We start from the raw sequence: 19,560 nt of genomic DNA, 5'->3' as shown, positions 1-19,560 counted from the left end.
AACTAATTAGCTAGCTTTTTGTTTACCACGGAAGTCAACGATTAAAAGGTTAGGGCTAAGCAATTCAGCTGTACTACGCAATTCAATCAAATTATATGAAGGATTGATTTTGGTAGACATTTCATCTTGGAAGAAGTAAGAACCATAGCCTTTATAATAAATTGGTCCAAATTCAGAATCAATACTTGCATCAAAGACTTCAGGAACGTTTCCTTTTTCCACGGCAACAATACGATAACGAGAAATTCCACCTGCACAAGCGTCAACTTCAGTATTGACTTCACTCAAAGTATGGTCAAAATCAAAAACTAAATCAACATCACCAAATGCTTTAATTTTATCAGCTGTTTTTTCATCAAATGTAATTTTCATCTTATTACCTCCACTATATATCAAAAGATGACTTGTAAATTCATCTATTTGTTATCTTTTTATACTTATATTATAACGCTAAAAAGTTCAGTAGGGAACAATAATGCTCATAAATTTTTAATTAATCTTGGTAATCTTTCAAAACCCATTCATTAATCGCATAAGCAACGCCTGATTTAGCATTTGATTTAGTTACATATTTAGCAATTTTTTTCAATTCCGATTTTCCGTTTTCCATCACAACAGGACAACCTGCAACTTCAAGCATTGAACGGTCATTTTCTTCATCTCCAATAGCCATTACTTCATCCAAGTCAAAAGAAAGTTTCTCAGCCAAATGTTGAACTGCTGACCCTTTACTTGCTTTTTTATTCATGAATTCTAAATAAAACGGTGTTGATTTCACTACATTATATCGTTCAAAGAATCCAAAGGGAAGGTATGCAATTCCGTCATCAAGTGCCGCAGGTTCATCAACCATCATTACTTTAGCAATTTCTAAAGCAGCAATATCTTCGGGTTGGCGAATATAAAGTGGCATTTTAACCATTTGGGCTTCTTGGACAGTATATCTTCCGACATCATGATTTGGAGTATAGATTCCCTCGCGAGTGATTGCGTGAATCGGTAGTCCAATTTTACGAGCAGCAGCATCTAAGTCAAGCCAATCTTCAGAACTCAAAGTTTCTTTGATAAATTCTTCACCAGTTGCTCGCTGAACCAACCCACCATTATAAGTAATAACATAATCACTTTGGTCAGTTAATTCAAGTGCTTTTAGAATATCAACAACACCAGGTAAAGGTCGGCCAGTTGTAATGACAATTTTAACGCCAGCCGCTTTAGCTTTTTTAACAGCCGTTTTTACTTCAGCAGTAATTTGGCGATTAGGATCAAGTAAAGTTCCGTCAAGGTCAATAGCAACAAGTTTAATCATAAGAATTTCTCTTTCTGTTTCTTTCAATTTATTAAATATTTAGCAATTATAGGTTGTCATCAAGTGATAATTGTTTACTGACAGAGTCGTCAGTATTTTCAGAGGCAGTAGAATTTCTGTCAGTAAAATTTTGATTAATCACCAAGCTGTCATTAACGATATACTTGGTAAATTCAGGATTTTCTAGCATAATTTTTGGAAAATAGAATCGGCTATTTCCATGAATTGTACCTGTCAAACTTTTAATAAGTGGAGAAAGTACTGACAGCTCTGTAAGCGAACCATTTTTTTGTAAAATATTAATTTCAGTCCGCGGTTTTTCAGAACTTGGTCGATAGAAATCATAAGGCAAATCATAATTACTATGAATACCAGTGTAATAGTCAGGATTAAAGCCTGCTTCTTCAACCAAGGAAGATAAAATTTCTAAATCTTCTAATTCTACAGTCTTTGGGTCAAAAGTAATCGATTTGAGTAAATGACGATTGACATAAGCAGAAGCTAAATCAGCGAGAATTTCATCATCATGACTCATCCAAACTTGAAAATAAGTATTCATAACGCCATCATCAAGTCTTAAATAATTTTGTAAATTATGATTTTGCTCGAAAAAGGGAACGAGACAAGGACTTGATATCGCAAAATAGTCTGGCTGACTGGCATATAAAAACTTAGCACGTGCGAGTAACTTTTGCAGTAAAACTTCCATTGAGCGTGAAGAAGCATGAAAATAAACCTGCATATACATTTGGTATCGACTGACAATATAGTCTTCAACTGCATGCATTCCTGAGTACTTAAAAGCAATTCCATTTTCCGTAGGAACAATCACTCTTAAAATCCAAGTTAAATCAAATTGTCCATAGACAGCACCTGTAAAATAAGCATCTCTAAGGAGATAATCCATGCGGTCAGCATCAATTTGACTTGAAATCAATTGAACAACTTGAGGATTAGAATATTCATGAGAAATGACAGAAGCCACTTTTTCAGGAAAATCAGGAGAGACCTTGCGTAAAATTCCATTAATTTCTGTATCAGGAGAAGTAATTATTTCTCGAGTGACCGCCTCGTGGTCTGTATTAAATAAACCTTCAAAAGTATGTGAATAAGCACCATGTCCAACATCGTGTAATAAGGCTGCACACTGAGTTAAAAGATTCTCATCAGGATTCCATTCCAAAGGGAAATTCCGACTAAAATAATCAGTAATCCTTTTGGCAATGTGGTAAACACCCAAACAATGAGAAAAACGGGTATGTTCAGCTCCATGGAAGGTAAAACTTGATGTACCAAGTTGTTTAATTCGTCTTAAACGTTGGAATTCAGCAGTGTCAATCAATTCTGATATTACAGGATGATTCACCGTGATATAGTCATGAACTGGGTCACGAAAGACTTTTTCCAAAATAAAACCCCCTCTAAAATTTAAGGTCTATTCTCTATTAAAAATTAATCAGATTTTTCCTTATTTTATCTTAATTATACCCTATTTTCATCCAAAATGCAGACCCTCATCACCTTAATCTTTTTAGCACAGACTATGTTTTTAATATTCAAGGAATTATAGTAAAATATGATTATGGAAATTATAATTAGGAATAGAATTAAAATTGACCAGCAAGAAGAGTTGGTCAAAGAAATATATCAGGGAGAGTTGAAAAAAGGAGAACATCAGACCTTACTCAAGTATCAAAATGCTGCAAATGAAAAAGTTTTACTTAAATTTGATGAAAAAGAAGTGATAATGACCCGCTTTGCAAAGCGACCTATCAAAATGCATTTTCATCCAGAAATTCCAGGTTTAACTGAATATGAAGGTTTAGGAGAACTATCAATTCTGACAAATGCTTTAAGCATTGATCATGAGAGCAGGACAATTAAAATTAATTACCAACTTTCGCAAGGTGCCCAAAAAATAGCCGATTATCATTTGAGAATTGACTGGAAAGAGCAAAGTGTGGAAGGAGAAACAAATGGATAAAATTCATCTACCTAAAGAAATATATGAACGATTAGACCTTAAAGAAAACGAAGAAATTGAAATCGTCGATTTAGCGGCTGATAGTTTTACCATTCGAAAAATCAATGCCAGAAAATCAGATAAGGCGCCCAAGTGGTTTATTATTCCAACGATTATTTCTGCATTTATCTTTATTATTTTTGCCTTTGTCCTAAAGCATCCTCATGTTATCGCGCTTTCTGGAAATGAATCTTTGGCAACGGCGGTTATTACAATTGCTAATGCAATAGGGATGCTGACTTTTATCTCTGCATATTTCTCTCGCAGAAAAGAATTTTATAAACAGATGACCAAAAGAAGTTACTGGCGGACATTTGCCACGGTCACTTTATCTGTTTTACTTATCGTCATTTTAGCATCGATGGGCCTTTTTTGGTTTTTAGGTCAAATTTTTTATGGTGTAAGTTTTGGACTCTTTACTTCCACCTTAATCTTTACTATTTTTTCTGGAATCATTAATTATGTCATGATTTTTGTTGTAGATACTTTTTCGATTAATATGATGGTAACAATGCTTTTAGTGGTTTCTGTTGGTGGTTTCGTCTCAAGTATGGCCACCAATGGAAATCAGTACTGGTGGCAAAGGAATTTTAGTTTGCTTGGAACTCAGGCTTCACGTTCAAGCTGGCAATTTAATCTGACGTTAATTGTTTCGGCAGCCTTATTTGCAGCATTAATTGATTATATTTTTGTTTCATTAAGACAAAAAGCGGGCAGTCATTATCGACAAAATATTTTGCAAGTTTTATTGACACTTTGTGCTATTTCAATTGCTTTAGTTGGATTAATTCCCAATGATCCAGGCTGGATGCATATTGCTCATGACATTGTTGCTCAATTAATAGTCTTATTTATGGCTATTTCAATACTTGGAATTCGTTGGTTTTTACCAAATGCTGATCCAAACTTATATCGTATGTCTTATTTTATTGTAGGTCTTATCTTAATCTCTTATGTTTTATGGCATCCTATTCATTATTTGACATTAACGGCTTTTGAAATTCTTTCTTTTAGCTTGTCTTTTGCTTGGTTACTCTTACTGGTAAATACTTTGATTAATATGCTTTGGAATACGAAAAAGATTTATAAAGTCTCGCTTAATTCTATAGAAGAAAAAAGTGAAAAATAAGACTTGAAAAGTAGAAAAAGAAGTAGTATAATAATATAGTTGTCTTTGTGAAGTCTCATAAAGTGCAACCGCACGAAGTTTCGTATTAAGTGGCATATGCCCACGAACAAAGGCGAGTCTAACAGTCGCTTGACTTAAAAGCGATGAAATCTAACAAGGAGGAATCACAATGTCAAACTATGCAATCATCAAAACTGGTGGTAAACAAGTTAAAGTTGAAGAAGGTTCAGTAATCTACGTTGAAAAACTCAATGTTGAAGCTGGTCAAACCGTTACTTTCGACGAAGTTATCTTTGTCGGAGGCGAAACAACTAAAGTTGGTGCACCACTCGTTGAAGGCGCAACTGTTGTTGGTGAAGTCGAAAAACATGGTAAGCAAAAGAAAGTTGTTACTTTCCAATACAAACCTAAAAAACACTCACACCGTAAACAAGGTCACCGTCAACCATACACTAAAGTTGTTATCAAATCAGTTAACGCTTAATTATGATTGAAGCTTGTATCAGGACAAAAAGAGACAAAATTGTTTCTTATGAAATCTCAGGACATGCTGAATCTGGCGAGTATGGACACGATGTGGTTTGTGCGGCGGTCAGCGTTCTATCAATTACAACGGCAAATAATATCTACGAGATGGCTCACATTAAACCTGTGACTCAGATGGAAGATGGTTACTTGTATGTTGAAATTCCTTTGAGCATACCTGAAAAACAAGGCGTATTGGCTCAAACTTTGCTCGAAGCTTTTGCAAATTCGATGAAAGCAGTTGAGAAAAGCTATGGTCAGTACATTACACTTAAATTTGAAAATGGAGGGCAATAACATGCTTGAACTTAATCTGCAACTCTTCGCCCACAAAAAAGGTGGGGGTTCTACTTCCAATGGACGTGACTCACAAGCTAAACGTCTCGGTGCTAAAGCATCTGACGGTGAACTTGTAAGCGGCGGTTCAATCCTTTTCCGTCAACGTGGTACACATATCCATCCAGGTACTAACGTTGGCCGTGGTGGCGACGATACTCTCTTCGCTAAAATCGAAGGAACTGTTAAATTCGAAATGAAACGTGGTAAAAAACACGTATCAGTTTATCCAGTAGTGGCTAAATAAGAATTTTGAAACCTGTCTTTGACAGGTTTTTTTTATTATATATTAATGAATAAAGTCCTCTTGAGGGCTTTTTATTGTACTTTTTAAATACATTTATAAATATGTGCTAAAATATTTGAAAAAAAGATAAGGTGGTGCTATAATATTTTTATTATCAGTTATAGATTAAAAAGTTTAATAATTTCTTAAATCAATAATTGATTTATTTTAATTACTATAAAAATATACTTAACATAATGGTTGTTGAATTTTATTCAACTTAGAGCTAGGAGAAATAATGAATGATAAAGAACATCAACGTCATCGATTGATTTATCATACGAATGGAAAATCCTTAGAGGAAATAAATGGGACAGTAGAAGTACCTAAAAATGTTGGCTTTTTCAAAATGTTGCTAACTTATTCAGGACCTGGTGCCTTGGTTGCAGTTGGTTATATGGACCCAGGAAATTGGTCAACCTCAATAACTGGCGGACAAAACTTTCAATACTTACTGATTTCAGTCATTCTGATGTCAAGTTTAATTGCAATGCTCCTTCAGTATATGTCGGCAAAATTGGGTATTGTCAGTCAAATGGATTTAGCTCAAGCTATAAGAGCAAGAACAAGTAAATCTCTAGGAATTGTTTTATGGATATTAACTGAACTTGCCATAATGGCAACGGATATTGCAGAAGTAATTGGGGCTGCTATCGCTCTTTATCTTTTATTTAATATCCCATTAATCTTAGCGGTTTTTATCACAGTTCTTGATGTCTTTTTGCTTTTGTTATTGACGAGAGTTGGCTTTAGAAAAATTGAAGCCCTTGTTATCTGTTTGATTTTAGTCATTTTGGTCATTTTTGCTTATCAAGTCGCTTTATCAAATCCAGATTGGAAAGGAATTATTGAGGGATTTATCCCCAATAGCCGGACGTTTGCCTCTTCACCAACAGTGGCAGGGATGTCTCCTTTAACAGGGGCCTTAGGGATTATTGGTGCTACAGTTATGCCTCATAATTTGTATCTCCATTCTTCTATTTCACAAAGCCGAAAAATCAATCATCAGGATAAAGCAGATGTTGCTAGAGCGGTGAGATTTTCAACATGGGATTCTAATATTCAATTGACAGTGGCTTTTGTTGTGAATTCCCTCTTGTTAATCATGGGAGTTGCCGTATTCAAAACGGGAGTGATTGATGATCCATCATTCTTTGGTTTATATGATGCCCTCTCTAATCCAACTGTTTTAAGCAATGGACTGCTTGCCGATGTAGCAAAAACAGGAGCTTTATCCACTTTGTTTGCCGTAGCTCTTCTTGCTTCAGGACAGAATTCTACTATTACAGGGACTCTAACGGGTCAAGTTATTATGGAAGGCTTCATTCATATGAGAATGCCAATGTGGGCCAGAAGATTAGTAACACGTTTGCTTTCAGTTGTTCCAGTATTGATTTGTGTCTCTATGACAAGAGGACAAACTTTGAAAGCACAACATGAAGCAATTAATAATTTGATGAATAATTCTCAAGTTTTTCTAGCCTTTGCTCTACCTTTTTCAATCATTCCTTTGTTGATGCTGACTAATAGTAAAAAGGAGATGGGTGATTTTAAAAATAATTTGATTATTAAATGTTTGGGCTGGTTTTCAGTTATTGCTTTGACCTATCTTAATTTGATTGGTTTGCCAGATCAAATTGCCAACTTTATACCTCATAATCTTGGACTATCTCATCTTATTTCTGGTTTTCTTATTTTTGGAGTTCTCCTTTTATTAATTTGGACAATCGTAGAACTTTATCGAGGAAATAAAAAAATGATGGCTTACTAAAATTGATTTAACTCTATTTTAAAATAGAGTTTTTCTTTATATTCAGTAAGGTGTGATTTAAATTAAAATATGAAATGTGCTATAATGTAAGAAAATGATTAATGGAGATTGTGTATTTGACTAAAAATTCAATTGAATTTAAACTAGAAAATCCAGAAGATGCAAGTCTACTTTTTGGGGTACAAGATAAATATTTGAAGTTAGTTGAATCTCAACTAGGGGTTGAGATTAATTATCGTGGCGAAACGGTTCAAATCGTTTCTGAGGATGAATTGACAAGAGAGCGAGCTCGTAAAGCCCTCCAAGCTCTGCAGGTACTAGTAGGCCGAGGAGTTCCAGTTCATGCGTCAGATGTCATTATTGCAATAAAGATGGTTTTAAATGATGATATTGAAAATTTCACTGCACTTTATGAAGTTGAATTGACGAAAGATGCAGCTGGAAAGTCAATTCGACTAAAAAATCTGATTCAAAAAACTTATGTTGATTCTGTCAAACATCATGATATTGTTTTTGGAATTGGACCAGCTGGAACAGGGAAAACGTTTTTAGCTGTTGTGATGGCTGTTCAAGCATTACGTAATGGTCAGGTGAAACGAATTATTTTGACAAGACCAGCTGTAGAAGCTGGTGAAAGTCTTGGGTTCTTACCAGGCGATTTGCAAGAAAAGGTTGATCCTTATTTACGACCAGTTTATGATGCCCTTTTCCAAATTTTAGGAAAGACGGCAACTGAGCGAATGATGGAACGAGGAATTATTGAAATAGCTCCGCTAGCTTACATGCGTGGTCGTACGCTTGATGATGCCTTCGTCATTTTGGATGAAGCACAGAATACAACAACGATGCAGATGAAAATGTTTTTGACTCGGCTTGGTTTTAACTCTAAAATGATTGTTAATGGAGATATTTCACAAATTGACTTACCTAATAAAGTAAAATCAGGTTTGATTGATGCCAAAGATAAATTAAGTCATGTGAAATCAATTGATTTTGTTTATTTCATGGCAAAAGATGTCGTTCGACATCCAGTTGTTGCTGAAATTATCAAAGCCTATGGTGATGAATAGTTTGGAACTTTTGTTAATGTCAGATTGATCAAATTTCTAGATAAGAAGGAAACAATAATGGCCGAAGGTTATGTCATGGATTTGCGCAAAAAAATTGGGCATGTCCCAATGGTAATTGCATGTGCAAGCTTGATTATTTATGATGAAAATCGTGGAATTTTACTTCAAAAACGGGCAGATAATGGGAAATGGTGTTATCATGGTGGGTCAGTTGAACCGAATGAAAAGGTTGAGGAAGCAGCGAAACGTGAACTCTATGAAGAAGTTGGCTTAAAAGCTGGAAAAATAAATTTGTACACTGTCGCTTCTGGGACAGAACAACACTTTTTCTATCCTAATGGGGATGAAGTTCATATTGTTGATACTGTTTTTACTTGTAATGATTTTTCTGGAGAGATTCTTTTAGAAGAATCAGAGGTTCTTGACTGTCAATGGTTTGCCTTTGATAATCTGCCAGAAGATATATTAATTGCCACAAGAGGTCCCATTTTGTCCTTTTGTAAGGAAATGTTGCAAAAAAAGGCTGACAGAAAGTAATTGTTGATTGTAAGTGACAGATTGAATGAGAAATTCTCTGACAGTTCTGTCTGTCATTAAAATTTACTGACAGAATAATAGAAATAGCTAAAATATTGAGCTACTTAGGGCTATTTTATGAATTATTGTCAGTAATTAAATAAGGAAAAAAATGTACGTAGAATTAGTTGATGAAACAGGCCAAGTGCCAAGTGAGATTATTGAACAAACTAAAGAAGTTTTAGCTTTTGCTGCTAAAAAACTGAACTTGAAAGAATCAACAGAAATGTCAGTAACTTTTGTTGATAATGCTCGTTCACATGAGTTGAATTTGCAATATCGCGAAACTGACCGACCAACCGATGTTATCTCATTAGAATACAAACCTGATGAATCAGAATTTTTCTTTGATGAAGATATGGAATTACCAGAGGAATTGTTGGAAGAAATGGATCCATTTATTGGTGAATTGTTTATTTCAATAGACAAGGCTGCTGAACAGGCTGCTGATTATGGTCACTCGATTGAACGTGAATATGGTTGGTTAGCTGTTCATGGCTTTTTGCATATCAATGGTTATGACCACTACACACCAGAAGAAGAGTCAGAAATGTTTGGTTTGCAAGAGGAGATTTTAACTGCCTATGGACTCACAAGATAAAGATGTAAAACTTTTTAAGAAAAAGGATTTTAATAATGGTAAAAGACCTGTTCAAGAGGATAGGGCCCGTTGGAAAAATCCTAATTTACTTTCGAGTTTAGACTTTGCACTGTCTGGAATTTGGACAGCTTTTAAAGAAGAACGTAACATGCGTAAACATGCTTTGGCAGCCTTTTTAGCCATTGTTTTTGGTCTCGTTTTTCAAATTTCAGAATTTGAATGGCTCTTTTTGTTGTTGTCAATTTTTCTAGTTTTTATGGCAGAACTTTTTAATTCTGCTATCGAAAATGTGGTGGATTTAGCATCAGATTACCAATTTTATATGCGTGCAAAACGAGCCAAAGATATGGCAGCTGGGGCAGTTTTAGTTATTTCGGGATTTGCATTGATTGTTGGTCTGATTGTATTTTTACCTAAAATTTGGCATCTTTTCTTTTAGAGGATAAGCGGAAATGGATAGAAAAAATGATTTTCTAAAAATATTGAAAAAGAACTCCGAATTGATGTTCATTTTGGATGAAGTTTCTGTTTTAAATTTGCCTAATTATTATCTAGCCGCAGGAAGTGTCTTTCAAACGGTTTGGAATTATTCTGACGGAAATAATTTAATGACAGGAATTCACGATATTGATATTGTGTACTTTGATAAAGAGATTTCTGCTGACAGCTCTGCTAAAAATGATAAAAAGTTAGAAAAAATTTTATCTGAAAAATTTCCCTATCAATTTGATATTCATAATGAAGCATACATGCATCTTTGGCATAATGGAAATAAAGCACCTTATAAAAACACAGAAAATGCGATTGAGCGTTGGATTGCTACGGTTCATGCTGTAGGCATAAGTGGTAATTCACGCAATATTGAAATTTTTGCTCCCTATGGCTTAGAAGATATTTTTACTAAAACAATTCGGCCAATTTATCATGTCGATAATAATCGAATACTTTATGAAAATAAGGTTGCTAGGTGGCAAGAAAGATTTAGTAATTTAAAGATTATTGAATGGTCAGATGAAATAAAGAATTGATAAAAAGCTGAAAGGCTTTTTTTTTGATTTAATGATTAACGGCAGAGAGAAAAGCTCCTTATTTCATGAACACCAGCTTCTTTTAGAATTTGTGATGCGTGATATAAGGTGGTACCTGTTGTATAAATGTCATCAATTAATATAACTTTTGTAGGGACTTTTAGTCCTTTTTTTAATCGAAAAGGATTTGGACTTTCCAATCGTTCTTTTCGATTAAGGCTAGATTGTTTGACCGAATTCTCTTTTTCAAGAAGTTCAATAAAATTATCTTGTTGAAGAAAAGCAGTCACTTGATTGAAACCACGTTCCTCTAATCTTTTGGGTGAAATAGGAATCGGAACCAAAGAGGATTTTGGGGAAATACTTTTAAAATAGGGTTCAAAAATTTGGTATAATCGATAATCTCCAACAAATTTATACTGGCTAAAATAATCTTTCATTGCTTGATTGTAGTGAAAAATTGCCTGATGTCTGATTTTGTATCCTCTTTTTTCCCAATTTTGACAATCAGTACAGATCTCATGGACATTTGGCTTACAGCAGCGAGGACAGTGAGCTTCAGGGATCTTTTCAAAATTTTTTTGACATTTAGAACATAAAAGATTTTGAGGACTTTTGAGTAGGAAAAGTTCACTAAATAGAAAGTTTTGAGCAATACTTCTTGAACAAAGCAAACACTTTATCATGAAAAACCTCCCAGTTGGTTCATTTTTTTGATTTCTCTAACTGCCTGACACATTGCTTTGGATTTTCCGTAATGAAAAAAACTAACTAAGCCTGTTGGACGTTCAGGACTACGACCCACACGTCCAGCCATTTGTATCAGTGCGGATTTAGTGAAGTTTGGGTGCTCACTGTTGATGACAAAAACATCAACATTTGGAAAAGTGACTCCCCGTTCAAGAATTGAAGTCGCTATTAAAATAGTAATTTCTTTATTTCTAAAAGCTTTAACAATTTCCAATCTATCTTTTGTTGTTGAAGCAACGGAAGCAATTTTTTCTTTAGGAAATTTTAGTTGTAGTTGTTTTGCAAATTCTTGTCCAGATTCAATTTCAGCAGCAAAAATTAGAAGTGGAAAGCCACTATTTCTTTGCTCAATTAATTTCTTATCAAATTTATTTTTCCAAAAAAATTTAGGCACCACTAAAGGAAAATTGTGAAAACGACGCGGGAGAAACAAAGGATAGAGTTTTTGCTTTTTTATATCTTTTTCAAGTTTGTCAGTAGAAGTTGCGGTCAAATATATTAAATTTCCTTCTACTTTTCTTGCTTTTTCTGCCGCAAAATAAAGCATTTCATTATCTCTAAAGGGAAAGGCATCAACCTCATCAATAATCAGCAAATCAAAAGCTTCCTTGAAACGTAAAAGCTGATGACTGGTCATTATTATTAATGGAGCTCGAAAATAGCTGTCGCCATCATGATATAAGAGTGGAATCTTACAGGAAAAATCACGTGATAATCGCTGATGAAGTTCAAGACAAACATCAATTCTTGGACTAGCTAGACCAACAACTCCACCGCTTTCTAAAATTTGCTCAATGACTTGATAAATCATTTCAGTTTTTCCAGCTCCAGTCACAGCTTGGACAATTATTTGCTGATGAGAATTAATTTCCTGACAGAGGGCATTTGAAACTGATTTTTGATTCTCTGTCAGTTTTCCAGACCAGTTTATATATGATTTCTTTGGGAAATTCTTTTGTGGCAGAAAGTACAAGAATTCATCCGAGCGGACTCGACCTAATTGAATACAACTTGGACAGTAAAATGCACCAATTGGAAGTTTGACAGAGTTTTTTATATGAACAGTCCCACAACGGTTGCATTTTATTTTATTGGAAGAAATTGAAGTCATTCCCAAAATTGATTTTACCGTTGTTTCTAACAAAAAATTACTAAAAATTTTACTGACAGAAATCTTGTCAGTACTTTTTATAAGTTGTAAAATATCATTTTTTAATAATAAACGGCCAAATAACTTTTCTTGATTAGTGCTCATACTATCCTATACGAAAATGCTGTTAAAATGTAACAAAATTTGTTAAAATCAGTAGCATGACTATCACTATAAAAACTGATTTTATCAATGAAGAGGAAATCAAAAAATCACGATTTATTTGCCATTTGAAAAGAATTTCATCTGAAGAAGAAGCGCGTGATTTTATTGCGAAAATCAAAAAAGAACACTGGAAAGCCAATCATAACTGCTCGGCCTATACATTAGGTGACCGTCAAGAAATTCAACGAACAAGTGATGATGGAGAGCCGTCAGGGACTGCTGGTGTTCCGATGCTTGAAATTTTAAAGAAAAAAGAAATAATCAATGTTTGTGCCGTTGTTACTCGGTATTTTGGTGGAATAAAATTGGGTGCTGGTGGTTTAATTCGTGCTTATGCGGGCAGTGTAAATCATGCCATCGAAGCTGTTGGTTTAGTTGAATTTATCAACCAACGTGAGCTTATTTTAAATCTTGATTATAGCCTCTATGACAGCTTACAGCGCTTTTTAATTGACCAAAAAATCAAAATTTCGGATAGTGAGTTTTTGTCGGATATCAAAGTAAAATGTTTTATTGATGAAGAAAAGGTTGACGAAGTCATGAATTTACTGACAGAAACTTTTAATGGAAAAATAAGCATGAAAAAAGGGGACAGTCAACAAGTAGAAGTTGAAGTCCTGTCATAAAATATTGATTTTAAAAAGGGAGAATTCCCTTTTTATTTATATCATAACTGATAAAGGTTTCTGTTTAAGTTAAATCAGTTAAAATACTAAAAGAACAACAATCGAAAACCTATTTTCTTAAGAAAGGAGAAAAATGACAAAAAAATTAGCACAGCTTTTATTTTTCATTTATATATTAGGACTGGTTTGGCTGGTATTATTTAAACTTTCTTTTCATCCACTTGCTTTTCTTGAAATGACGAATACAAGAAGTCTTAATCTGACACCTTTAGCCATGTCCGGCGGTCGTCGCGAGGTTTTATTTAATATTCTAGCTTTTATTCCTTTTGGTATTTTATTGACTATGAATGCACCAAAAATCTCCTTTTTAAATAAACTGGCAATTTCCATTTTATTAAGTTTTTCATTTGAAAGTCTACAATATCTTCTTGCCATTGGTGCAACGGATATTACTGACCTCATCACTAACTCACTTGGAGCCTTACTTGGAATAAGTTTCTATTATTTACTCATAAAAGTCTTTTCAAAAGCAAAAGTCGACCTTATTTTGACAATTTCTTTTACGGTTTTGCTCATTCTTACGATAATCTTTATCAGGGAAAGCATAGTTCTAGGCACAGTGAGAGTGTAAAAAGTATGTTAGAATAGATGAGAAGATTATTTTAGAAGAGGAGACCTATGAAAATATTCAGAGGCTCATTTATTGTTAGTTTAATTGCCCTAATTATCGCATTTGTTTATGCCGGGTGGAATGGACTTTTTATTACGCTTATTCTTGCTGTTCTAGAAATTTCCTTATCTATGGATAACGCTATTGTGAATGCACGTATTCTCGAACGAATGAGTTCTGCATGGCAAAAAGCTTTCTTAACCTTAGGAGTTTTGATTGCGGTTCTTGGAATGCGTTTGATTTTTCCACTCTTGATTGTTGGAGTGTCAGCCCAAATTGACCCTATCGGTGCTTTAAAATTAGCTTTAGAAAAAGGAAATCCCAATACAGTAGGAACCTATGGTTATATTTTGCACCATGCTCATCCACAAATCGCAGCTTTCGGTGGAATGTTTCTATTGATGCTAGCCTTAGGATTTTTCTTTGATGAACGGGCACATACTTGGCTTAAAATACCAGAGAAAATCCTTCAAAGAATTGGAAATTTTCCGGCAGCAAATGCAATTATTTCGATTATTTTGCTTTTAATCACATCGGAATTTATTGCTAAAGATGCTCACGCTGTTTTATTTGCTGGAATTTTAGGAATCCTAACTTTCATGCTTGTTGACGGTTTTGGAGAAACGATGAGTCATAGCAAAGCTGCAAACACAACAAGTAGTGTGGTTGCGACTGGTAAGGCTGGACTTGCTTTATTCTTATATTTGGAAGTAATAGATGCTTCATTTAGTTTTGATGGGGTAATAGGTGCCTTTGCAATTACAGCAGACCCGATTATTATTCTTTTAGGATTAGGTGTGATTGGAGCGATGTTTGTAAGAAGTCTTACGCTTTATCTTGTTCAAAAAGGAACATTGAATGACCTTGTATATCTTGAACACGGAGCACATTGGGCCATTCTCACGCTTGCATTTTTAATTTTAGCAAGTATCAAATGGGAGATTGGTGAGGTTGTTACAGGACTTCTAGGAGCTGTATTCATTATTCTTTCCTTTATTTCGAGTGTGATTTATAATCGAAATCATTAAAAAGATGACGCAAGTCATCTTTTTATTTTTAGAAAAAAGTTTAAAACACAATATATTGTGCTTTTTGTGATAAAATATAGATATTAAATACTATATATAGGTTTGGTTGTGATAATGAAACTTAGCATTTTACATATAAATAATACTCATCTCACCCTTGATAAGGATTTTTCTTTAATTAATAAAATCAAAGAAAAGAATAAAAAAAGAGTCATAGAAACTTTAGTTTTAGGAGATGGAAATAGCATTTTTAATAACATTGAGCACAAAAATGATGAGCAAGACCTCCTGAATACCTTTCCTTTTGATGCGACGACATTGGGAAGTCATCAATTTGATGAGGGTTCAAAAGGAATAGTGGAAAATCTAAATAAAATAAATTTTCCAATCTTAGCCGCTAATGTTAATTTTGAAAATGATAAACTTTTAAATCCTTTAGTAAAAGAAGGAAAATTTATTCCTTATCTCCTAAAAAATACAACATCAGGTAAGAAAATAGGAATATTTGGTTTGACAACAATGGATATTGTTTATCGCTCACATCCGAGTGCGGAGACTATCTTTTCTAACCCTTTTGATAAGGCAGATTTCATAGTTAAAAGATTAAAGAATCTTGGAGTTGATGTTATTATTTTATTAAGTCAACTTGGAGAAGAAATGAACCAAATGTTAGCTCAAGAATTTTTAGAAATTGATATTATTATCGATAAACCCGTAGGGACATCAGGAAAAAAAGTTGAAAAATGTGGAAATACACTCATTATTCAATCTGAAACTGATAACTATTCTCTTATAGAATCTGAAATCAATATTGATGATGAAGGCAATTTACTTTTTATTCAAGAAAATAATTATGTTTGAATATGATAGATAAAACCAGAAAATTGATACCAAATAAGACAGAACTAAGGTCATCAGTTTATTTTGCCTTGACAAAACGGGAAAATAGAGCTAGAATTTATAGGTAGCGACTCGAAGATAGTGAAAGTTCGAGAACAATAATGGCTTAACTTAAAACTGTAATGAACACAAATAAAGTAAAAAATAAAGGTGGAACCGTGCATTTGCACCCTTTGTCTCTTTTCGGATTTTTTCGAGGATTGATGAGTGTGTGAATTGCGGTTTTTTGAATTTCGGAGGAAAATAATGGCAAATAAAAAACTAGCATTTCAAGATATTATCTTGACCCTACAAGGCTTTTGGTCTAAACAAGGGGCAAACTTGATGCAAGCTTATGATAATGAAGTAGGAGCAGGAACAATGAGCCCTTACACTTTCTTGCGTTCAAACGGACCTGAACCTTGGGGAGCCGCCTATGTGCAACCTTCACGTCGTCCTGCTGACGGTCGTTATGGTGAAAACCCAAATCGGTTGTTCCAACACCACCAATTCCAAGTTGTATTAAAACCATCTCCAAAAAATATCCAAGAACTTTATCTTCAAAGTTTAGCTGAACTTGGAATTGATGCTTTAGAACATGACATTCGCTTTGTTGAAGATAACTGGGAAAATCCTTCAATGGGATGTGCCGGTATTGGATGGGAAGTTTGGATTGATGGGCAAGAATGTACTCAATTTACTTATTTCCAACAAGTTGGAGGAATAGAAGTTGATTCCGTAACTTCAGAAATCACTTATGGTTTGGAACGTATTGCGACAGTTATTCAAGAGGTTGATTCTGTTTATGACCTTGAATGGGGGAATGGCGTAGCTTACGGAGATATTTTCAAAGAACCTGAATACGAACATTCTAAATTTGCCTTTGAAGAATCAAACCAAGAGCTTTTACTTAAACTTTTTGGAGAATATGAACAAGAAGCGCTTGATTTATTAGATAAAGGCTTGGTTCACCCAGCTTATGATTATATTTTGAAATCTTCACATACCTTCAATTTACTTGATGCACGTGGAGCAGTTTCTGTAACTGAGCGTGCAGGCTATATGCATCGCGTTCGTACAATGGCACGTAAGGTAGCAAAAACTTTCATTGAAGAACGTGCAAAACTTGGTTTCCCGCTCTTAAAAGATGAAGCGTTGCGTGAAAAATACCTTGGTAAAAAAGGAAAATATACTAAGATTGTAGAAGGAGAAGAAAAATAATGACAAATTACTTACTTGAAATTGGTTTGGAAGAAATTCCAGCACATTTGGTGACTCCTTCAATCAATCAATTAGCCGAAAGAATGGAAACTTTTCTTAAAGAAAATCGTTTAGAATTTGATAAAATTATTAAATTTTCAACTCCACGTCGTTTAGCAATTATTGTTGAAGGTTTGGCAGAAGCGTCAGAAGCGATTGATGAAGAAGTTAAAGGTCCATCTGCTAAAATTGCTAAAGATGCGCAAGGGAATTGGTCAAAAGCGATTCAAGGTTTCTCAAGAGGACAAGGAGCTACTCCAGATGATTTAATCCTTAAGGGTGATTATTATTATGCTAAAAAACATATTGACGGAGTAAAAGCAGAAGAAATTCTGTCTAAAGTTGGCGATGAAGTCATCGCAAAAATGACATTCTCAACTTATATGAAATGGGGAAATAATGATTTTCTCTTTGTTCGTCCAATTCAATGGATTGTTTCACTTCTAGAAGATAAAGTTGTTGCTTTTGATTTATTGGACGTAACAGCAAATCGTTTTTCACGGGGCCATCGTTTCTTGGCAAATGTTGAGGTTGAACTCAAAAATGCAAATGATTATGCTAGCAAAATGCCAGAAAACTTTGTTTTAGTTGATGCTGAACATCGTAAAGCAGAAATTTCAGCTCAAATTTTGGCTCTTGCGTCTGAAAATAAATGGCAAGTTACTTTGCATAAAGATTTATTAGAAGAAGTAAATAATATTGTTGAATATCCAACTGCCTTTGTTGGTTCATTTGATCCTAAATATCTTTCTGTTCCAGCAGAAGTTTTAGTGACATCAATGCGTGATAATCAACGTTATTTTGAAGTTTATAACCAAGAAGGTCAACTCGCACCAAACTTTATCTCTGTCCGTAATGGGAACGCTGAAAATATTGAAAATGTCGTGCTCGGAAATGAAAAAGTTTTGGTTGCTCGTCTTGAAGATGCAGAGTTTTTCTGGAAAGAAGACCAAAAACTTAAAATTGAAGATTTGGTCGCTAAACTTGCTAAAGTAACTTTCCATGCTAAAATTGGTTCAATTACTGAACACATGGCGCGAACAAAAGAAATAGCCGCTAAGTTAGCTGATATTGCTGGTTTGACAGATGAAGAAAAAAGAGACGTTGCCCGTAGTGCTGAAATTTATAAATTTGACCTTTTGACAGGAATGGTTGGAGAATTTGATGAATTACAAGGGGTAATGGGTGAAAAATATGCGCTTTTAGCTGGTGAAAATGCAAATGTTTCTGCAGCAATTCGTGAACATTATATGCCAACTTCAGCCGAGGGAGAATTGCCTGAAACAAAAGTTGGTTCTGTGCTTGCAGCAGCTGACAAAATTGATTCAGTCCTTTCTTTCTTTAATGTTGGTTTAATTCCTTCTGGTTCAAATGACCCTTACGCCCTACGTCGAGCAGTACAAGGCTTGATTCGTATTATTGAAAAAATGAATTGGCATTTCGATTTATCTTTATTTATTGACCAATTTGAAGGTGAAAATCATCTTGAAATTTTGGATTTTGTCAAAGCACGTATTCAAAAACTCTTGCTTGAAAAACTCGATCGTCATGATATTGTTGAAGCGGCAATTAATAGTTCAAGCTTTGATATTACAAACATGATGGAATCGGCTTTTGTCATTGATGGGCACAAACTTCACGAACCTTTTAAACCAGCAATTGAAAATGTTTCACGTTCAATTAATTTGGTTAAAAAAGCAAAAGATATTAAAGAAATAAATCCAACACTTTTTGAAGAAGATGCAGAAGAAGCACTTTATAATGTTGTTATTTCTCTTCAAAATCAATGGACTTATATGCCTGGTGAAGAAAAATTCAGAGCAATTGTTCATTCACTTGCACCTGCAATTGAAACTTTCTTTGAGAGTGTAATGGTTATGGCTGAAGATTTAGCAGTTCGTGATAATCGTATTGCGTTGTTGTCAGAAGTTGTTGCATTAACAAGCGTTATGGCTGATTTTTCTTTGATTAATACAAAATAAAATTGATAAATTTACTGACAGAAAGTTTATTTATGACTCTAAAAAGCTGTCAGTAAAATTTGAGTTCTGTCAGTAATTTTAAAAATATTCACGAAGAAAGGAACTAAGAAATGGCAATTACAAATGAACAAGTAGAACGTATTAATGAATTAGCGCGTAAGAAAAAAGCAGAAGGATTATCAGAAGCTGAGCTTGAAGAACAAGCCCTTTTACGTCGTGCTTACCTCGATAGTGTTAAAGCAAATTTCCGCTCACAAGTTGAAACCATCAAAGTTATTGATGAAAAAACAGGAGAAGATGTTACTCCGGATAAACTTAAAGAAATTCAACGTAAGAATGGGATGCGCGACTGAGCTTTTTCTTGTAAATATTTCATAAAATGTTAAAATAAATATT

The 19,560-nt window shown here is 34.2% G+C and carries 23 protein-coding genes and 1 other annotated feature; of the genes, 18 read left to right on the top strand and 5 right to left on the bottom strand.

Going from position 1 to position 19,560, the window contains the following annotated elements; genetic code table 11:
- Positions 1-6: 6 nt before the first annotated feature.
- The 3 genes from LDP15_RS04350 to LDP15_RS04340 form a co-directional block, all read right to left on the bottom strand.
- Entirely contained in the window at positions 7-372 is a 366-nt protein-coding gene (locus LDP15_RS04350; protein WP_003130630.1) for an iron-sulfur cluster biosynthesis family protein, read from the bottom strand.
- A gap of 121 nt (positions 373-493) precedes the next feature.
- Positions 494-1,309 (bottom strand): sugar-phosphatase, encoded by an 816-nt coding sequence (gene yidA, locus LDP15_RS04345; protein WP_015426296.1) that lies wholly within the window; start codon positions 1,307-1,309, stop codon positions 494-496.
- Between the two features lie 46 nt (positions 1,310-1,355).
- Positions 1,356-2,717: an HD domain-containing protein gene (locus LDP15_RS04340; protein WP_042230279.1), complete on the bottom strand. Its 1,362-nt coding sequence runs from the start codon at positions 2,715-2,717 to the stop codon at positions 1,356-1,358.
- Between the two features lie 168 nt (positions 2,718-2,885).
- Between LDP15_RS04340 and LDP15_RS04335 the strand changes: the two genes are divergently transcribed.
- The 11 genes from LDP15_RS04335 to LDP15_RS04285 all read left to right on the top strand — a co-directional run bounded on the left by LDP15_RS04335 (position 2,886) and on the right by LDP15_RS04285 (position 10,654).
- A complete protein-coding gene (locus LDP15_RS04335; protein ID WP_015426298.1) occupies positions 2,886-3,293 on the top strand; it encodes a DUF1934 domain-containing protein in 408 nt (135 codons plus the stop codon).
- On the top strand, positions 3,286-4,461 hold the full coding sequence (locus LDP15_RS04330) for a DUF998 domain-containing protein (protein WP_015426299.1): 1,176 nt from the start codon (positions 3,286-3,288) through the stop codon (positions 4,459-4,461). The genes LDP15_RS04335 and LDP15_RS04330 overlap by 8 nt, the downstream gene beginning before the upstream one ends.
- Positions 4,462-4,517: 56 nt before the next feature.
- Positions 4,518-4,591, top strand: a sequence feature (ribosomal protein L21 leader region).
- A 39-nt stretch (positions 4,592-4,630) separates the two neighbouring features.
- Positions 4,631-4,945, top strand: a complete 315-nt coding sequence (gene rplU / locus LDP15_RS04325; RefSeq protein WP_003130644.1) for a 50S ribosomal protein L21 — start codon at positions 4,631-4,633, stop codon at positions 4,943-4,945.
- 2 nt (positions 4,946-4,947) lie between these two features.
- Positions 4,948-5,283: a ribosomal-processing cysteine protease Prp gene (locus tag LDP15_RS04320; RefSeq protein ID WP_003130645.1), complete on the top strand. Its 336-nt coding sequence runs from the start codon at positions 4,948-4,950 to the stop codon at positions 5,281-5,283.
- A gap of 1 nt (position 5,284) precedes the next feature.
- A complete protein-coding gene (rpmA, locus tag LDP15_RS04315; RefSeq protein ID WP_003130646.1) occupies positions 5,285-5,569 on the top strand; it encodes a 50S ribosomal protein L27 in 285 nt (94 codons plus the stop codon).
- 277 nt (positions 5,570-5,846) lie between these two features.
- On the top strand, positions 5,847-7,379 hold the full coding sequence (locus LDP15_RS04310) for an Nramp family divalent metal transporter (protein WP_015426300.1): 1,533 nt from the start codon (positions 5,847-5,849) through the stop codon (positions 7,377-7,379).
- A gap of 101 nt (positions 7,380-7,480) precedes the next feature.
- Positions 7,481-8,449: a PhoH family protein gene (locus LDP15_RS04305; RefSeq protein ID WP_003130649.1), complete on the top strand. Its 969-nt coding sequence runs from the start codon at positions 7,481-7,483 to the stop codon at positions 8,447-8,449.
- Between the two features lie 57 nt (positions 8,450-8,506).
- Entirely contained in the window at positions 8,507-8,986 is a 480-nt protein-coding gene (locus LDP15_RS04300) for an NUDIX hydrolase (protein WP_003130650.1), read from the top strand.
- 151 nt (positions 8,987-9,137) lie between these two features.
- Entirely contained in the window at positions 9,138-9,626 is a 489-nt protein-coding gene (gene ybeY / locus LDP15_RS04295; protein ID WP_003130652.1) for an rRNA maturation RNase YbeY, read from the top strand.
- A complete protein-coding gene (locus tag LDP15_RS04290) occupies positions 9,610-10,065 on the top strand; it encodes a diacylglycerol kinase family protein (protein ID WP_003130653.1) in 456 nt (151 codons plus the stop codon). Before ybeY ends, LDP15_RS04290 begins: the two co-directional genes overlap by 17 nt.
- Before the next feature lie 13 nt (positions 10,066-10,078).
- A complete protein-coding gene (locus LDP15_RS04285; RefSeq protein ID WP_015426301.1) occupies positions 10,079-10,654 on the top strand; it encodes a nucleotidyltransferase family protein in 576 nt (191 codons plus the stop codon).
- Positions 10,655-10,689: 35 nt separating this feature from the next.
- On the opposite strand, the gene LDP15_RS04280 is transcribed toward LDP15_RS04285, so the two are convergent.
- Both LDP15_RS04280 and LDP15_RS04275 read right to left on the bottom strand, forming a co-directional pair.
- Positions 10,690-11,094: a ComF family protein gene (locus LDP15_RS04280; RefSeq protein ID WP_225513299.1), complete on the bottom strand. Its 405-nt coding sequence runs from the start codon at positions 11,092-11,094 to the stop codon at positions 10,690-10,692.
- A gap of 242 nt (positions 11,095-11,336) precedes the next feature.
- Entirely contained in the window at positions 11,337-12,659 is a 1,323-nt protein-coding gene (locus LDP15_RS04275) for a DEAD/DEAH box helicase (RefSeq protein WP_136122464.1), read from the bottom strand.
- A 56-nt stretch (positions 12,660-12,715) separates the two neighbouring features.
- Between LDP15_RS04275 and LDP15_RS04270 the strand changes: the two genes are divergently transcribed.
- From LDP15_RS04270 to LDP15_RS04240, 7 genes are all read left to right on the top strand, one after another.
- Complete coding sequence (locus tag LDP15_RS04270; RefSeq protein WP_015426304.1) at positions 12,716-13,345, top strand: YigZ family protein; 630 nt, start codon at positions 12,716-12,718, stop codon at positions 13,343-13,345.
- Between the two features lie 133 nt (positions 13,346-13,478).
- Positions 13,479-13,976 (top strand): VanZ family protein, encoded by a 498-nt coding sequence (locus LDP15_RS04265; RefSeq protein WP_015426305.1) that lies wholly within the window; start codon positions 13,479-13,481, stop codon positions 13,974-13,976.
- A 47-nt stretch (positions 13,977-14,023) separates the two neighbouring features.
- Entirely contained in the window at positions 14,024-15,043 is a 1,020-nt protein-coding gene (locus tag LDP15_RS04260) for a DUF475 domain-containing protein (protein WP_136122465.1), read from the top strand.
- A 114-nt stretch (positions 15,044-15,157) separates the two neighbouring features.
- Positions 15,158-15,904, top strand: a complete 747-nt coding sequence (locus LDP15_RS04255; RefSeq protein WP_042230284.1) for a bifunctional metallophosphatase/5'-nucleotidase — start codon at positions 15,158-15,160, stop codon at positions 15,902-15,904.
- Between the two features lie 285 nt (positions 15,905-16,189).
- A complete protein-coding gene (glyQ, locus tag LDP15_RS04250; RefSeq protein ID WP_003130667.1) occupies positions 16,190-17,143 on the top strand; it encodes a glycine--tRNA ligase subunit alpha in 954 nt (317 codons plus the stop codon).
- Positions 17,143-19,164, top strand: coding sequence for a glycine--tRNA ligase subunit beta (gene glyS / locus LDP15_RS04245; RefSeq protein ID WP_015426308.1), 2,022 nt, complete (start codon positions 17,143-17,145; stop codon positions 19,162-19,164). Before glyQ ends, glyS begins: the two co-directional genes overlap by 1 nt.
- Before the next feature lie 110 nt (positions 19,165-19,274).
- Entirely contained in the window at positions 19,275-19,517 is a 243-nt protein-coding gene (locus tag LDP15_RS04240; RefSeq protein ID WP_004255340.1) for a DUF896 domain-containing protein, read from the top strand.
- The last annotated feature ends 43 nt before the right edge of the window (positions 19,518-19,560 follow it).

Origin of the sequence: Lactococcus sp. SK2-659 (assembly GCF_020218185.2) — a bacterium.
In the GTDB taxonomy this organism is placed as follows: Bacteria; Bacillota; Bacilli; order Lactobacillales; family Streptococcaceae; genus Lactococcus; species Lactococcus lactis.
Note: the sequence above shows the minus strand (reverse complement) of the source record. Positions and strands in the feature narration are given on the sequence as shown.

Bases quoted from the DNA above. Each gene is read 5' to 3' on its own strand.
- LDP15_RS04270 (WP_015426304.1), top strand. From the start codon at position 12,716: ATGACTATCACTATAAAAACTGATTTTATCAATGAAGAGGAAATCAAA.
- LDP15_RS04310 (WP_015426300.1), top strand. From the start codon at position 5,847: ATGAATGATAAAGAACATCAACGTCATCGATTGATTTATCATACGAAT.
- LDP15_RS04280 (WP_225513299.1), bottom strand. From the start codon at position 11,094: ATGAAAGATTATTTTAGCCAGTATAAATTTGTTGGAGATTATCGATTA.
- glyQ (WP_003130667.1), top strand. From the start codon at position 16,190: ATGGCAAATAAAAAACTAGCATTTCAAGATATTATCTTGACCCTACAA.
- glyS (WP_015426308.1), top strand. From the start codon at position 17,143: ATGACAAATTACTTACTTGAAATTGGTTTGGAAGAAATTCCAGCACAT.
- ybeY (WP_003130652.1), top strand. From the start codon at position 9,138: ATGTACGTAGAATTAGTTGATGAAACAGGCCAAGTGCCAAGTGAGATT.
- LDP15_RS04320 (WP_003130645.1), top strand. From the start codon at position 4,948: ATGATTGAAGCTTGTATCAGGACAAAAAGAGACAAAATTGTTTCTTAT.
- yidA (WP_015426296.1), bottom strand. From the start codon at position 1,309: ATGATTAAACTTGTTGCTATTGACCTTGACGGAACTTTACTTGATCCT.
- LDP15_RS04240 (WP_004255340.1), top strand. From the start codon at position 19,275: ATGGCAATTACAAATGAACAAGTAGAACGTATTAATGAATTAGCGCGT.
- LDP15_RS04305 (WP_003130649.1), top strand. From the start codon at position 7,481: ATGGAGATTGTGTATTTGACTAAAAATTCAATTGAATTTAAACTAGAA.
- LDP15_RS04330 (WP_015426299.1), top strand. From the start codon at position 3,286: ATGGATAAAATTCATCTACCTAAAGAAATATATGAACGATTAGACCTT.
- LDP15_RS04260 (WP_136122465.1), top strand. From the start codon at position 14,024: ATGAAAATATTCAGAGGCTCATTTATTGTTAGTTTAATTGCCCTAATT.
- LDP15_RS04265 (WP_015426305.1), top strand. From the start codon at position 13,479: ATGACAAAAAAATTAGCACAGCTTTTATTTTTCATTTATATATTAGGA.
- LDP15_RS04255 (WP_042230284.1), top strand. From the start codon at position 15,158: ATGAAACTTAGCATTTTACATATAAATAATACTCATCTCACCCTTGAT.
- LDP15_RS04350 (WP_003130630.1), bottom strand. From the start codon at position 372: ATGAAAATTACATTTGATGAAAAAACAGCTGATAAAATTAAAGCATTT.
- LDP15_RS04300 (WP_003130650.1), top strand. From the start codon at position 8,507: ATGGCCGAAGGTTATGTCATGGATTTGCGCAAAAAAATTGGGCATGTC.
- LDP15_RS04275 (WP_136122464.1), bottom strand. From the start codon at position 12,659: ATGAGCACTAATCAAGAAAAGTTATTTGGCCGTTTATTATTAAAAAAT.
- rpmA (WP_003130646.1), top strand. From the start codon at position 5,285: ATGCTTGAACTTAATCTGCAACTCTTCGCCCACAAAAAAGGTGGGGGT.
- LDP15_RS04285 (WP_015426301.1), top strand. From the start codon at position 10,079: ATGGATAGAAAAAATGATTTTCTAAAAATATTGAAAAAGAACTCCGAA.
- LDP15_RS04290 (WP_003130653.1), top strand. From the start codon at position 9,610: ATGGACTCACAAGATAAAGATGTAAAACTTTTTAAGAAAAAGGATTTT.
- LDP15_RS04335 (WP_015426298.1), top strand. From the start codon at position 2,886: ATGATTATGGAAATTATAATTAGGAATAGAATTAAAATTGACCAGCAA.
- rplU (WP_003130644.1), top strand. From the start codon at position 4,631: ATGTCAAACTATGCAATCATCAAAACTGGTGGTAAACAAGTTAAAGTT.